The sequence below is a fragment of the Candidatus Poriferisodalis sp. genome (assembly GCF_965204125.1).
Classification (GTDB): Bacteria; Actinomycetota; Acidimicrobiia; order Acidimicrobiales; family Poriferisodalaceae; genus Poriferisodalis.
This window is the reverse complement of record NZ_OZ241968.1, coordinates 1058123-1071779: the sequence shown is the minus strand read 5'-3', so window position 1 is coordinate 1071779 and position 13657 is coordinate 1058123. Positions and strand designations below refer to the sequence as shown.

Sequence of the window (13657 nt, the reverse complement as noted above, 5' to 3'; positions counted from 1 at the left end):
ACTCAGATGTCGTCCATGGGCGGGAGGAAGAGGCCATCGCGGATGAGTCCGGTTGCGGCCTGCATCGCCGTATCGATGTCGGGGGAGTTGAGGTCGGAGAACTGCTGCGGATCTATCTCTCGCTGACCAACGCCATGACCGCCATGGCGCTCCAAGTCGCCTGACATGGACTGCCAAACCTTGCGCGCCGCACCTCCCGTGTGGGCGACCGGTACGACAGTCATGCCCAACGCGAGCGCCGTCTCGGCCTCCGACTCGGTGCCGGAACCACCACCGAGTAATACAACCGCACGGACGTGCTCAAATGCTGCGGATCTCATCGTGCTGGGTTTCTCGCCGCTGAACCAGATCTGGCCCTGCCGCCGTGATGGAGGATCGACATCCTTGTCGGAACGCCGTCGGACTAGGAGGAAACGGCTGGAGTCGTAGTTCTCGAGCCGAGCCAAGAAGCTATAGCCGACCCTGGCTCCGATATCACCAGCCGCGACAATCGACGGGACATCTTCGTCCGCAAGACGGTTCCCCAGAGCCTCGGCGAATCGGTTGAGTTGTTCGTTGCTCTCCGCAGTCGGGTAGGTGTCCGAACCCGTCGATTCGGTGTCACCAGGGTCGCGAGCAGAACCCGACACAAAGAGCCCAGCCGGCCGCGTCCTGACGACGAGCTTTCGCAAGATCGTCGTGATCTCGCTGTAGTCGGCAATCTCAATGAGCCTTATCCCAGCTCGGCTGAGATCAGCAGCGCGCAAATCGAACATGCCGTCGTCACTGTCGGGCCGTTTCATGATCGCGTAGTGCGTCATGGGTTTGTCCGCGGTGACGAGGCGCGCGATCTTGAAGACTGCCTCGAAGTTCGGGTCGGTCATGGAGAATCCGAGGAACAGGAAGCTCGACGTCAGGAACTGTGCCTGCAAGAGGCGCCAGAGCCGGGGATGGGTCCACTCGTATCGCTCGTAGTCGCTGCGACTCAGCACTAGTTGATCGCGACCACCATCTGGCTCGATCGCATCGCGAGGAATCGAGCCGTGCATCTTGCAGAGGCGCCGTTGTCTGACAGCACGTTCGACCAGATCTTCGTCGTGAGCGATGACCGTGAGATGTTCGTCGGCGGTCTCGACGAGTGAATCGAAGTTGGTAGTCCAACTGTCAGCGATACCCAGTTGCGCCAACAGAATGTGGTTCTCAAGGGGCTTCGGCTCAACCGCGCCGACGGTCTTTGCGACGTGCCGGCCAAGACGATCGCGACCTCCGGGCTGATTCTCGATGTACTGAGCGCGAAGGGGCAGGTCAGCGACTGCAGGGATCTCGAATTGAGCAGCGACAGGCTCGAGCAACTCCTCCCATGTCGGGTAGCCGGCCCCGAGTGAGAGACCCGCACCGATCAGCACGCTGGCTTGGCCAGCCTCAATTGCGCCGCAATAGCTTTCGATGAACGCCTCAGTGTCCACGCGCGGACACTATCCCTGCATCGTTTGACCCTCGCCCTCATTTTTTGGCTGTCGTGCATTCATGCGGGGTGACCCGAGGTCTCTGCCGTTGAACTGACGGCAACTCGGTTCTGCAATTGGCGGTCTCGGCGGCCCATTGATCGAGAGGGGGGCTATAGGGCTGTTCCCCCAAGCGGCTAGGAGTGCAAGTTCACAGGGAACCGGCGTGGCCGCTCAACACCGTGCGTGATCTTCCTCCCGAGGAACGTCATGCGATCGGACTCCAACAGGTCCGCTGCCGACACCCGCACACACTTCGGCTCAGTCTCACCTTCGAGCGCGTCCATCAGCGTGCGTCGCAGCACAGCCTCGAACTCAGCCAGCTTCTTCACTGCGTGCGCGTTCACCGCGTTCGCTACGTCTTGGCAGTAGTCCACGGCGTCAATCGGGCTCTGGTTGCGTGGCGCTTCCACGGGATGATTCTTGTTGAGCCAGCGCAGCGCCCACTCTTGGCCGATGTCGAATGGTTCGCCCATAGCGCAACGGTACCTGTCGAGTTTCCACGGGCACCGTCTCAGCAGAGACGGTCGCTCTAGCGCTTGTTGAGGTAGCGCCAGTTCTTCTTCGGTGGCGTGTCCAGGGCCGCAGCCGCGACGTTCTCCATGCTGTCGGGGATCGGTTCCGCTGTCTCTCGACGCTGCGGTTTCTCACGCGGTTTGGGCTGATCCTGTGCTGCCATACCTCAATCGTCGCAGTGTCCGGCCCACCGGCCAGCGGCACCGCTTCAGCGCTGTGTGTAGGGCCTAGCCGCCCTGCTCAGGCTGCTCGGTGATCCTGTCCGACGACGACTGGGCTGTGGTTCGTGGCGTCGCGACCGACATAGGCACTTGTCTGGCTGAACTGCGCATCGCCCGGCGCCAACTCGGGATCTGAATCGCGCACTGAGCGTGATTCGTGGACTGTCCGCGCGCGGGTGTATGGACGTGCTACGCTGATACGAGACACAGCCCCACCGGTTTCTCCGGCAGGGCTGTGCTCAGCGCCACCTGCTCATGTCAGGTGGACGTACCATCTGCCCCCCGGCTTCGGCTGGGGGGCAGCGCTATTCGAGAGTACCGAACACCTGTGTGTGGATCGCGGATGAGCGGTTACCGCGGTTCGCCATGGTCCGGCTCAGCGACAGCCCCCTGCATGGCGTCAGCGACGAGCGTGGCGTTCTCCGGCCACTTGCCGTCGATGCGACGCGCGGAGTCTGTAGGCGGAGCCTCAGTTGCGTCACGAGCGCCACAGCTTTCGAAGCCTGCGTCTCAACTAGGACTGTTCGCGCTTGCGCGTCAGGCCGTAACCGCCGAGGTCGAAGACATCGCCCGCGGCGAGCCGTTGGCGCAACTCCCTCTGCCTGCGGCCCATGATCCATCGCCCGACCTGTACGTGGCCATACAGCGTGAAGCCCGCGGCGAGAAGTGCCGTCACGACGCCGAGCACATGCGAGCGCTGCCATGAGATCGCCGACGCCGAGGTGCCGATCGACAGCGCGGCAACTACGAGGGCGCCGATCGCGAAGATCGTGAACCACGCTGCGCCCAGCATGTGCAGCCGCAGCCGATTCCATCGAGCAGAATTCTCGGCGCAGTACCTGTGCAGGCCTGGGTTGAGCGCTCGCCGGTCCGGGCTCGGCGTGACGTTCGAACGGCTGAGGTACAGCACGCAGCTCGGCAGCAGTGCTAACACGAGCAGCAGGCCCCCAATCCCCACAAATGGCCTGAATGCTCGCTCGGCGAGTGAGCTCGCGTAGAACGCAGCGCCGTACCCGAGGGTTGCCAAGATGATGCCCATCGATGCGATGAGCAGGCGATCCAAGTGTTCGCCGTACGCCTGCGAGCCCTTCTGCAGCTCGTCGTAGTACGTGATCTTGTCCATATCTATATGACTTCTCCTTTGAGGGCGCCGCGGGGCTCCATTCAGTACTGCGGCATCGTTCAGGCAGAAGTGTCGCCCGACCAGTCATGACCGGCGCCGATGCGCTGACCGGTGCAGCCGGGGTGCTTCACGGGCCGCCGCCGAGTGAGTTATCAGCGCTCGAAATCACACGGAAAGGAGCCGAACAAGGAGAAACATAACCTTGACTACCTACTCGAAGCGGCGAGGCAGGCGTTCCCTCGCTGCGATCCTGGCGGCGATGCTGATGGCATCGGTGCTGGCAGTCGTAGCGGGAAACCCAGCCCAAGCCGCAAACACATCTGGTGAGTACCTCACCGCCGCAGGCGCACGCGAGTTCGCCGGTAGCGACCGCTACCAGACGGCGCTGAAGCTCGCCACCCGCTTCGCGAATGACCGCGGCGGCATCGGCTCGGTCTCGAATGCGTTCGTCGCATCGGGCGAGTCGTTGGTCGACGCTGTTTCTGTGTCCGGTCTGGCGGGCTTCATGGACGCCCCAGTTCTGTTGACGCAGTCGGGCGCCCTGCATGGTGCAGTGGCCGACTACATCGAGGACTACGGCATCGGCAATCTGTACGTGCTCGGCGGCGAGGCAGCCGTCAGCAGTGCCGTGGAAGATGCCCTCAAGGGGCTGGCCAACAGCCCGAAGGTGACCCGTATCTCGGGCGACACCCGTTATGACACTTCGGCTGCGATTGCGTCGAACCTGTCGGGTGAGTCGTGGTGCGGCACCAATGAGAACTCCGCGATCGTGGTGAACGGTTCTGATGACTCGCTGTTCAACGCTGTGGCGATCGGCCCGGTGGCGAACCGGCTCGAGCTGCCGGTGCTGCTGACTGCCGGCGACGATCTCGTCGACGCGGTCGTGAGCTATATCGAAACCGAGAACGTGGAGCATGCAGTAGTGGTCGGCGGCGAGGGCAGCGTGTCTGCCGACGTCATGACCGCACTGGAGAACGCTGGCGTCGACACGGTCGAGCGCATCGGCGGCGATTCTGCCGGTGAGGTGTCGGTGAACATCGCCAAAGTGATGGGCGACGCGTGCGCTGATGACCTGTCGCCGGTGTCCACCAACACCGTGGCGCTGATCAACAGCGACAGCGTGATCGACGGCATTCCGGCCGCTCCGGTGCTCGCTGACGACACCGACCAGCTCGGCAGCGGTCTGATCCCGATCCTCGCGGTCGGCGACACCCTGCCTGCTTCGGTGCGCGACTACCTGGCTGGCACGCCTGAAGAGGTCGGCGGCAACAAGCTGCACCTGCGGATCCTGGCCATCGGCGGCACCGCCGCGGTGAGCGACGCAGTCATGTCAGCGGCGAAGGACGCTGCTGCCTCGGCCGACGCACTGACCGTCACGATCGGTACTGCAGCAGCCGACGACAGCGACGCCACAACCAACGAGAACCGCTTTGCGGCGGATGGCAAGACGCCGATCTTGGTTCCGGGCGACAATCGGGTGACGCTGTACTTCAGCGATGATGTTGCGCCGTCCACCGCGGTTGACCTGCGGAACCGGCTGGAGGACATCCTCCAGGTCAACGGTGTACCCGTGGACATCGCGACGGACGCTTCCACAGCGGCCGTTTGCGACCCGGATTCGGTGACCGTGACTATCGAGCGTGTAGGCGGCCTGGAGGCCGGCGACAAGGTCTCGATCGTGGCTGGCACTGTGCTGGTGGGCGCCGGTGACGACCGCCGGACCGTGCAGCCCGCATCGGCCACCGTGCCCGCGCCGACCCCTGACAGGCAGCGTCCGTCGATTCGGATCGTCGCCATCCGGGGCCACACGGCGCTCTACGGCTTGGTGTCGGACAACACGGCACTGGCCCGGACAGGACTGTTGGCAGAGACAGCACCGACGGGCGCTGAACTGGCAAAGCTGTTCCAGGTGACTGCCGGCGATGTCGGCATCACGGGCGTGACCGCGAGTCAGATCGACTTCGACACGGCTGGTTCAGACCGCAAGAGTGCGCTGCTGACATTCGCCCTCGGCGACGTCACCGGCACCGATGCCACTGAGTCCGATGTCATCGACGCCAACGACCGCTTCCGGGCCAACCGTGGTGCGATTGAGGACACGGCTGGCAACGAGAGCCAGGTCACTACTGGCGTGCCGGTCAGCCCGGTGCAGAAGCTTCAGGTGACCAACGTGTCGATCGGCAGCGTGAAGCACCCGGCCCAGGCCATAGCAGCCATCCCGGCGGCCAATCAGACAGGCACCGCTCCGACTGCCCGCAACACGCCCACCAATCCGGGCGTGTGGCTGCAGGCCAAGGCGGACGGCAAGGCGGCCGGAACGGTCGGCAACGGCTGGACCATCCGGGCCGACCGGGCGAGTACTTGGGACGGTGACAAGGACGCTGATATCGACGTCTTCGTCAGCACCAAGGACCGCCGGATCGTGGTGCGGATCGTCAACGGCAAGCCGAAGTTCGCTGACCTGAAGGCAGCGCTGGAGGGCAACGCGACGGTGAGCAGTCTGTTCAACGTCCTCGTTGACAACGCCTACAGCGATCCGGGCGGCACACCGGTTGACACCTGCAAGTCGGCCAACCTGGAGCTGCGTCACATGGACCTCCCGGTGTCGGGCACTACCACACCTGAGTCAGGTGACGACGGTGACGACATCACGACGCTGACCGGTGGTCAGACCACGGCGACCGTCACGATCACGTTCAACGGCTGGGTCGAGGACATCAGCGATGATCAGTCGACCCGACTGATGACGCATGTGCTGGCTGGCGCCATGGGTCGTCACCAGCCAGGCGTTGAGTCGCCGGTGCTGGCGACCACGCTGACAGCCCTCGGCATCACTGACGGCACCGGTCTCGCCATGACGGGGACAACCGTTGGTCCGAAGAGGACTAGGTCGTTCAACATCGCAACGGTTGTGACGGACAACACGGCTGCGCTCGCGCTGCCGAAGCTGCGTGACATCGTCGACATTCCCGACGGCTTCGACAAGGACGCCAACGGCAAAGCGATCGACAGTGACACCACCACCACCGTTGTCGACCGGCAGGACACCACCGACACCGACTCGGTGGCCAATGGCTACGGCGACACGGCCGCTGGTGAGAACGACTTCAACTACGGCGGGAAGACCCGTATCAGCGGCAGCAGCCCGACTCCCTAAAGGAGTCAGCTGCACAGTTGACCTAAACCGCTCGGGCGGCTTGCCCGCCTGATCGGTACAGCAAAACTGAGAGGAGCCCCGGGGTTTCGGCCCCGGGGCTCCTCGCGTCTGCTGGAGCCGGCGAGTCGCTGTCCTCGTCCGATGACGCGCCGCCCGACGCATCGGCAGGAGTTTCCGCCGTATCATCAAAATATTTGTTTTAAAGCTCTTAAAACACAATATATTGGGTGTCATGGGAACGGGCCGGCCGTTGAGTCGCTCGACTGTGGAGGCAGCTCGGCTGCTCGGGCGGCGTATCGCGCTCGCGCGGCGAGAGCGCCGGTGGACCATCGCGGAGCTCGCGGAGCGGGTGGGCTGCAGCGCGGCCACGATGGGCAAGGTGGAGCGAGGCGACCCGTCGGTGGCGTTGGGCACCGTGTTCGAGGCAGCAGCGCTGGTCGGCGTTCCGCTGTTCACCGACGACGCGGTGACGCTGGCGCGCGAGGCGGATCTCGTCGAGGCCCGCCTTGCCGTTCTGCCTCAGCGGGTGCGGCGGCGTCATGTCGATGACGACTTCTGAATCGCTGCTGAACCCGCCCACGGTGTACGTGTGGGTGTGGCTTGCGGGCGCCGTGGAGCCGGTGGTGGCGGGGCGCCTCGATGACCGAGGGCCTGTGGCGACATTCACCTACGGCCGCAGCTACCTCGACAATCCCGATGCCGTGCCGCTGTACTTGCCCGACCTGCCGCTGGTGCCCGGGGAGGTGCCGCCCGCGTCGGGGTCCCTGCCGGGCTGCATCGCCGACAGTGCGCCCGATGCGTGGGGCCGCAGGGTGATCGAGCACCGGAACCGCCTCGCGGACCGGGACCTCTCCGAGCTCGGCTACCTGCTCTGCTCGGGCTCCGACCGCGCCGGGGCGCTCGACTTCCAGGCCTCGCCTGCCGACTATGTGCCGAGGGTCGCCGAGCAGTCGTCGCTGGCCGAGCTGGCCGAGGCGGCCGCCAGCATCGAGGAGGGCCGTGCGCTGCCGCCGGCGTTGGAGCGGGCGCTGCTGGGAGGCACCTCGATGGGCGGCGCACGCCCCAAGGCGACTCTCGTGGAGGGGTCGCGTCACATGATCGCGAAGTTCAGCTCCGCAGCCGACAGCTTCCCGGTGGTCAAGGCCGAGTTCGTCGCGATGGAACTGGCGCGCCGAGCCGGCATCGACGCCGCCCCGGTCACGCTGAGCTCCGCCGCGGGCCGCGACGTGCTGGTGGTGGACCGGTTCGACCGCACGCCCGACGGCGGACGTCGCCTGACGGTGTCGGCGCTCACGGTGCTGAACCTGCACGCCGCGGGCGGCATCGCAGGCCGATACGGCACCTATGTCGACCTCGCAGACCAGATCCGGGCCCGATTCATCTCAGCCGACGCGACGCTGCGCGAGCTGTTCTCGCGCATCGTGTTCAACATCCTGGTGAGCAACACCGACGACCACCCCAAGAACCACGCCGCCTTCTGGGACGGCGAGATGCTCACGCTCACGCCCGCGTATGACATCTGCCCGCAGCTGCGCACCGGCGGCGAAGCGTTCCAGGCCATGGCCTACGGCCCCGGCGGCGAGCGCATCAGCCAGGTCGACGGCTGCGTCGAGCACGCAGGCCACTACCACCTCGACCGAGAGGACGCCGCCGACATCGTCGAGCACCACACAGAAACCATCCGCAGCGAATGGAACGACGTGTGCGACCTGGCCCAGCTCACCGCCCCAGAGCGAGACCAACTGTGGCAGCGCCAATTCCTCAACCCCGCCTCCACCAGCGCAACCTGACCGCGCCGACCCCCGCACCGGCGAGGCGGTTCTGGGACGACCGCGACCACGCTCCGCGGGCGGCGTTGGCATCTGACCCCGAGAGCGAGTGCTTCGACGCCTACGTTCCTCATCACTCCTCGACAGGAACTTGACATCCTCGATTCCCGTGGCTGCAGGCCGCAACGGCTGGCACTGAGGCAGGTAGCTAGGGTCCACGGCGTGCGGTGGGCGAGGGCAGTGGTGCTATCGGTGCTCGCCGCGGTGGTTGCGCTGAGCGGTGCCGTTCTGCCGTCTGGGCCGGCCAGTGCGGCTGCGGGAGACGACGTCTCCGTCACTCGATACGGCGGCGCCGACCGCTATGCCACGTCGCTGCGTGTCGCCGAGGGTGTGGCCGCCGAAGCGGGCGGTGGTGGTGTCGGGAGAGCGCTGGACCGACGCCGTGGTGGCCGCGCCGATCGCTGGCGATCTCGGAGCGCCGGTGCTGATGACCCCGCCGGGCGAGCTGCGAGCCGACGCGCTGGCGTTCTTGCAGCGGGTTGGGGTATCGAAGGCGCTGATTGTCGGCCCGGAGGAGGCCGGGGCGGGTGACGGGCCTGGCCGCGGGGTGAGTGCGGCGGTGGGCGATGCTCTCGAGGGCGCTGGCATTGCTGTCGAACGTGTCGCGGGCTCGGACCGGTTCGGCACGTCGGTGGCGGCGGCCCGCCGGGTGAGCGCCGGGGTGATGCCGGGGCACGGTCGCACGGCGATCGTGGCGAGCGGCGACGTCTTCGCTGACGCGCTCGTTGCCGGGCCGTTCGCGGCGCACGGCCGCCACCCGGTGCTGCTCACCGCACCTGACGGGCTGAACGACGGCGTGGCCGGCTACCTGTCCGAAGCAGATATCGAACATGTGGTGCTGATGGGCGGCACCGCAGCGCTCGCCCCCGGCGTGGAGGCTTCCATTCGGGCCCTCGGAGTGTCGGTGACCCGGCTGGCGGGCACCACCCGGTACGACACCGCCGTGAAGGCGGCCGAGCTGGTCGACGGCCGGTACAGCGACACGGCGGGGAAGGACTGCTTCGTCACCAGCACGATCGGGCTGGCACGGGCGCGGGTGCCGTTCGACTCGTTCAGTGCGGCGCCGCTGCTGGGCCGGCTGTGCGCACCGCTGGTGCTGGCCGATCCAGGTTCCATTCCCGCCGACACGGCCGCCTACTTCGACCGTGCCCGGGCGGCCAACGACTCGGTGGACCTGCGCGTGTTCGGGGGCGACGCAGCGGTGTCGCAAGCCGGTCTCGATGCGTACCTCAGCGGCGAGGAAGCGGTGTCGGGCGACTCGGCCGAGGCGGCCGATGACGACGGCGACGGCGATGACGGCGATGCCCGGGATTCAGCACCTGCAGGGTCCAGCGAGTACGCGGCGATCGAGGGGCCGCGCAGCGACGACCTGCTCCTGGCCGCCTCCAGCGGTCGTACCTGCATGGTCCGTCTCGACCGCACGGTGACCTGCTGGGGCCGCGACGGCCTGCGGGAGCAGCTCAGCGCGTCAAGCCTGACCGACGTCGTTGCGATCAGCAGCGGCGAGGAGCTCGGCAACAGCCATCGCCAACTGCCCGTGTGTGCCCTGCACGCCGACGGCACCGTCTCGTGCTGGGGCTCGGGAGGCTGGGGCCAGCTCGGCCAGGGCGACACCGTGACCCACTACGTGCCGGTGAAGGTGGAGGGCCTCACCGACGCCGTGGCCATCGCTGTGGGGCGGGAGTCTGCCTGCGCGCTGCACCGCGACAGCGGCGTGTCGTGCTGGGGGGCCAACAACGGCAGCGAACTGGGCGACGGCGGCGATCTGCCGCACTTCTACTTCCCCAGACGGGTTGCGGGCGTGACCGATGTGGTCGCCATCTCCGTCGGATACAGCTCGACCTGTGCGGTACACAGCAACGGCCGGGTGACGTGCTGGGGATGGCCGTTCCGCGGTCTGCCGCAGCAAGTCGACGGGCTGCGGGACGTGACCGCCATCTCTGTCGGCCGCCAGTACACCTGCGCGGTTGTTGCAGGCGGCGAGGTGACGTGCTGGTACACCTACGGCAAGCCCATCACGCTCAGGAAGATCGCGGGCCTGCGTGGCGTCGTCGACGTGGCGATGGGCGACGGCACGGGCTGCGCTGTCCACCGAGACGGCGGCGTGTCGTGCTGGGGGCAGAACAACAAGTGGGGCCAGCTCGGCGACGGCACCACGACGGCTCGAACGACACCCAGGCGCGTGGCGGGAATCTCGGACGCCATCGACGTGAGCGTCGCCCGGCACACGACCGAGTTCGAGGACGGCAGTCATGTGGTGAAGGTGAAGGCGCACGCATGCGTCCTGCATCGTGACGGCAGGGTCTCGTGCTGGGGAGGCAACGACTTCGGCCAGATCGGCGACGGCACCACCAGGGATCGGTCGTCGCCGACGCGTGTCAAGACCCCCAAGGTGATTCCCGCCGACGAAGCGCCGCGCTTCGACCGGAACCTGCTGCTGGCGTGGGTCGATCAGGAGGTTGCCGATCGCGAGGCGGAGTTCGGTTGGCTGCGGATCGCCTGGGATCACGCCCGTGATCGAATCTGGGTGACGCCGTCGCGTGCAGGCGGCCTGGTCAGCACGAGCTGCTTCGGCGTGGACGGCGTGTTCCGCTGCGAAGCAGACAGCGTGACCATCACCGAGATGAGCCTGCGCGTCATCGTGCACGAGTTGGCGCACGTCTATGACCTGCACACCGGCTTGGCGCCGAGGAAGGAATGGGGTGCCGTGCAGCTCTACTTCGCGTCGGCCTACCCCGAGTGCGAGAAGGGGACGTACCGGGATCTGGAGATCCTGGCCGACACGCTGACCCATCTCGTGCTGCCGGATGCGCGGTTGCACTACTACGAGTTCTCTGGGTGTGACGAGCTTCCCGATTCGCCGTCAGATGAGGCCGAGCAGGTTGTGCGGGACGGTCTGGCCGGTCGGGTGCCCGACTGGTATGCGGAGAACATCACCGACGGGGCGAAGCTGTGGGCCGCATGGCTCGAGCGTCAGTCGCAGGCGGCGCTGGCGAACCTGGCCGGCGAGTTCGGCGGGTTCTGCGAGACCGACTGGATCACGACCCGGCTCGACCCCGAGCAGTTCCCTGCTGCGGGGAGCAACCCGTTCAAGGACGGTGGCTGTTAGGGGATGGCGCCGCCGATTGACTCGCTGCGTCGCCTCTTGATGACGGGCTGCTGACCTCGGCCTTTCGGGCCCGTCGGCCCGGTGACGGGACGGGTTGTCGACCTCAGCTTCTTGGGTCCGACGGCCTGAGAAAATCGAGCTCGCAGCGACGTGTGGTGCGGTCGGCAAGCCGGTTGATGTCACAGCCCTTGTTTAGGTTTCGTGGCGTGAATCGCACACTTGTTCGTAGCGAGCCCACGGCTGGCGTGTCGGGCGTTGTGGACGCCGTGGTGCCGGCCGCTTCGGTGCCGGGCGTTGTAGCGCTGGGCGTTCCGGATGCCGGGGTGCACACCGCCGACGTGCCGTCCGCTGTAGCGCCGGGGGCGGTGGAAACGGCACCTGAGGGGGGCGTCGGCACGTTTGCTGATGTTCTGTGTGGGCTGGGCCGGGCGCGGGAGCTGGTGGCTCTGGCATCTCAGGCGCCGTTCGACGGTGCCGATGTCGAGGATCTTGCGCAGGTGATCGCCGTCGGCAGCCGGCTGCGCTCGGCCGCAGAGGCGTTGCTGCTCGCATCGACTGCCGCGCTGGAAACCATTCAAGCCGGGTCCGGCCGAGCCGCACTGCGCGGCAATGGCCGGTTGAGCGCCCGCAAAGCCGCCCGGGTCGCAGCCGTCAGCGAGCAGATCGCCCAGATGCCTCGGGTGGCGTATGGTCTGGCGGGCGGCGAGCTGACCCCCGAGCACGCTGAGGTGCTCGCGGACGCCGCCCGTCGCAGCAGCCCGCATGTCGTCGACATTGCTCACGACCTGCTCGAGACCGCGGCGACGGCGTCGCCCGATGTGTTGCGCCGCGATGCTCGTACGTTCGTGGCCGAGCACGATCCGATGGCTGCGGAGAGCGAGATCCGTCGGCAGCGGCGTGATCGCAGTGCGGCCTTGTTCTTGGACGATGAGACCGGCATGGGCGTGCTCAATGCCCGCTTCGACCCGGTCAGCTTCGCTGCGGTGGCCCAGGCGGTTGAGAACTACAACGACGCCTTGTGGCGCCTCGACGGCGGTCGTGACGGCACTCCGGGTGCGGTCCGCGACAACCGCCAGCGCCTTGCCGACAGCGTGTTCGAGATGCTCACCGGCCGCAACGCGCTGGCGATACAGCAGCGCGCCACGGTCTCGGTGGGCGGCTCAGCCAGCGGGTCCGCGTGTGGCGACGCCGATGTCAGTGAATCTTGTGGTGTCGATGTCGGTGAGTCTGGCTTTACCAGAGCTGCCGGCGGCGGTGCCGACGAAGCTGACGATGCCGACGAACCTAGCGATGCCGGTGTCGGTGACCGTGAATCTGGCGATGCCAGGGCTGCCGGCGGCAGGGCCGGGTGCGGAGCTGACAGCGGGGCTGACGATTGGGCTCATCACGGGGCCGACGGCGGGCGGTCAATTGCTCGGTGGACGCCGGCTGGCGCGCCCAACCAGCTCGTGATCGTGGCCGACATCGGCGTCATCGACGGCACCGCACCCGACGGCAGGTGCGACATCCTCGGGGCCGGACCGGTACCCAAGTCGATTCTCGACAATCTCTCCCCCGACACTCGCATTGCAGGTGCCCTATTCACAGGCCCAGGACATCCACTGTGGCTGGGCCGCGGACGCCGGCTCGCGAGCATCCCCCAGCAACTGGTGGTTGCCATCCGCGATCGGGGTTGCGTGCTGTGCGGTGCTCCGATGCACAGATGCAAGTACCACCACATCGAGGAATGGGAGGCAGACGAAGGCACTACCGACATCCCGAATCTGGCTGCGATGTGCGGCGACTGCCACAACAGCCTGCACAAGGGTGGCCAGCGCCTCGCACGAGACCCACGCAGCGGCCATTGGGTCACCCGCAAACGAGCCACGAGATCGGACGGGCAGTCCAAGCGATCACGTGGGCCGTCTATGCGATCAGGCGGGCCGTCCATGCAATCAGACGCCCGGTCCAAACGATCAGATCGAACCCGGCGGGGAACCAGCCCTGCGACAGGGCGCGACCCGCCCGAGTGATCGTCGCGGCGTGGCTGGGGTGGTCCGGCGGCGGCGAGACGGTTTGCTGGTCGGGCTGTTGCGTGCTGGGGTTGCCTGGTTGGGCTCGTGTGTACTGCGGCCGGATCGGTCAGCGCTGCGCTGAGCCGGTGACAACACAGCTCGTCAACGTGGGGCGCGACTCAGGTTGGCCTTGGCCTCTGATGGCAGCCAGCCTCGAGTTGCGA

At 66.7% G+C, this 13657-nt stretch carries 9 protein-coding genes; 5 read left to right on the top strand and 4 right to left on the bottom strand.

Annotated features, from left to right (window positions below):
- Positions 1-2: 2 nt before the first annotated feature.
- The 4 genes from ACOGXD_RS04970 to ACOGXD_RS04955 form a co-directional block, all read right to left on the bottom strand.
- Entirely contained in the window at positions 3-1385 is a 1383-nt protein-coding gene (locus ACOGXD_RS04970; RefSeq protein ID WP_419917355.1) for an SIR2 family protein, read from the bottom strand.
- Positions 1386-1621: 236 nt separating this feature from the next.
- Positions 1622-1960 carry a hypothetical protein gene (locus ACOGXD_RS04965; protein ID WP_419916803.1) on the bottom strand — a complete coding sequence of 113 codons (339 nt, stop codon included), beginning with the start codon at positions 1958-1960 and terminating at the stop codon, positions 1622-1624.
- 56 nt (positions 1961-2016) lie between these two features.
- Positions 2017-2163, bottom strand: a complete 147-nt coding sequence (locus tag ACOGXD_RS04960) for a hypothetical protein (RefSeq protein ID WP_419916802.1) — start codon at positions 2161-2163, stop codon at positions 2017-2019.
- 572 nt (positions 2164-2735) lie between these two features.
- Complete coding sequence (locus tag ACOGXD_RS04955; protein WP_419916801.1) at positions 2736-3344, bottom strand: hypothetical protein; 609 nt, start codon at positions 3342-3344, stop codon at positions 2736-2738.
- Positions 3345-3546: 202 nt separating this feature from the next.
- Here ACOGXD_RS04955 and ACOGXD_RS04950 point away from each other — a divergent pair, with 202 nt between their 5' ends.
- From ACOGXD_RS04950 to ACOGXD_RS04930, 5 genes are all read left to right on the top strand, one after another.
- Positions 3547-6501, top strand: a complete 2955-nt coding sequence (locus ACOGXD_RS04950) for a cell wall-binding repeat-containing protein (RefSeq protein WP_419916800.1) — start codon at positions 3547-3549, stop codon at positions 6499-6501.
- Positions 6502-6733: 232 nt separating this feature from the next.
- Positions 6734-7060, top strand: a complete 327-nt coding sequence (locus ACOGXD_RS04945; RefSeq protein ID WP_419916799.1) for a helix-turn-helix transcriptional regulator — start codon at positions 6734-6736, stop codon at positions 7058-7060.
- On the top strand, positions 7047-8291 hold the full coding sequence (locus ACOGXD_RS04940) for a type II toxin-antitoxin system HipA family toxin (RefSeq protein WP_419916798.1): 1245 nt from the start codon (positions 7047-7049) through the stop codon (positions 8289-8291). Before ACOGXD_RS04945 ends, ACOGXD_RS04940 begins: the two co-directional genes overlap by 14 nt.
- Before the next feature lie 340 nt (positions 8292-8631).
- Positions 8632-11439 carry a cell wall-binding repeat-containing protein gene (locus ACOGXD_RS04935; protein ID WP_419916797.1) on the top strand — a complete coding sequence of 936 codons (2808 nt, stop codon included), beginning with the start codon at positions 8632-8634 and terminating at the stop codon, positions 11437-11439.
- Between the two features lie 206 nt (positions 11440-11645).
- Entirely contained in the window at positions 11646-13451 is a 1806-nt protein-coding gene (locus ACOGXD_RS04930) for an HNH endonuclease signature motif containing protein (RefSeq protein ID WP_419916796.1), read from the top strand.
- Positions 13452-13657 lie beyond the last annotated feature (206 nt).

Excerpts from the sequence above, each read along its gene's own strand:
- ACOGXD_RS04955 (WP_419916801.1), bottom strand. The coding sequence starts at position 3,344 with ATGGACAAGATCACGTACTACGACGAGCTGCAGAAGGGCTCGCAGGCG.
- ACOGXD_RS04935 (WP_419916797.1), top strand. The coding sequence starts at position 8,632 with ATGCCACGTCGCTGCGTGTCGCCGAGGGTGTGGCCGCCGAAGCGGGCG.
- ACOGXD_RS04965 (WP_419916803.1), bottom strand. The coding sequence starts at position 1,960 with ATGGGCGAACCATTCGACATCGGCCAAGAGTGGGCGCTGCGCTGGCTC.
- ACOGXD_RS04960 (WP_419916802.1), bottom strand. The coding sequence starts at position 2,163 with ATGGCAGCACAGGATCAGCCCAAACCGCGTGAGAAACCGCAGCGTCGA.
- ACOGXD_RS04940 (WP_419916798.1), top strand. The coding sequence starts at position 7,047 with ATGACGACTTCTGAATCGCTGCTGAACCCGCCCACGGTGTACGTGTGG.
- ACOGXD_RS04945 (WP_419916799.1), top strand. The coding sequence starts at position 6,734 with ATGGGAACGGGCCGGCCGTTGAGTCGCTCGACTGTGGAGGCAGCTCGG.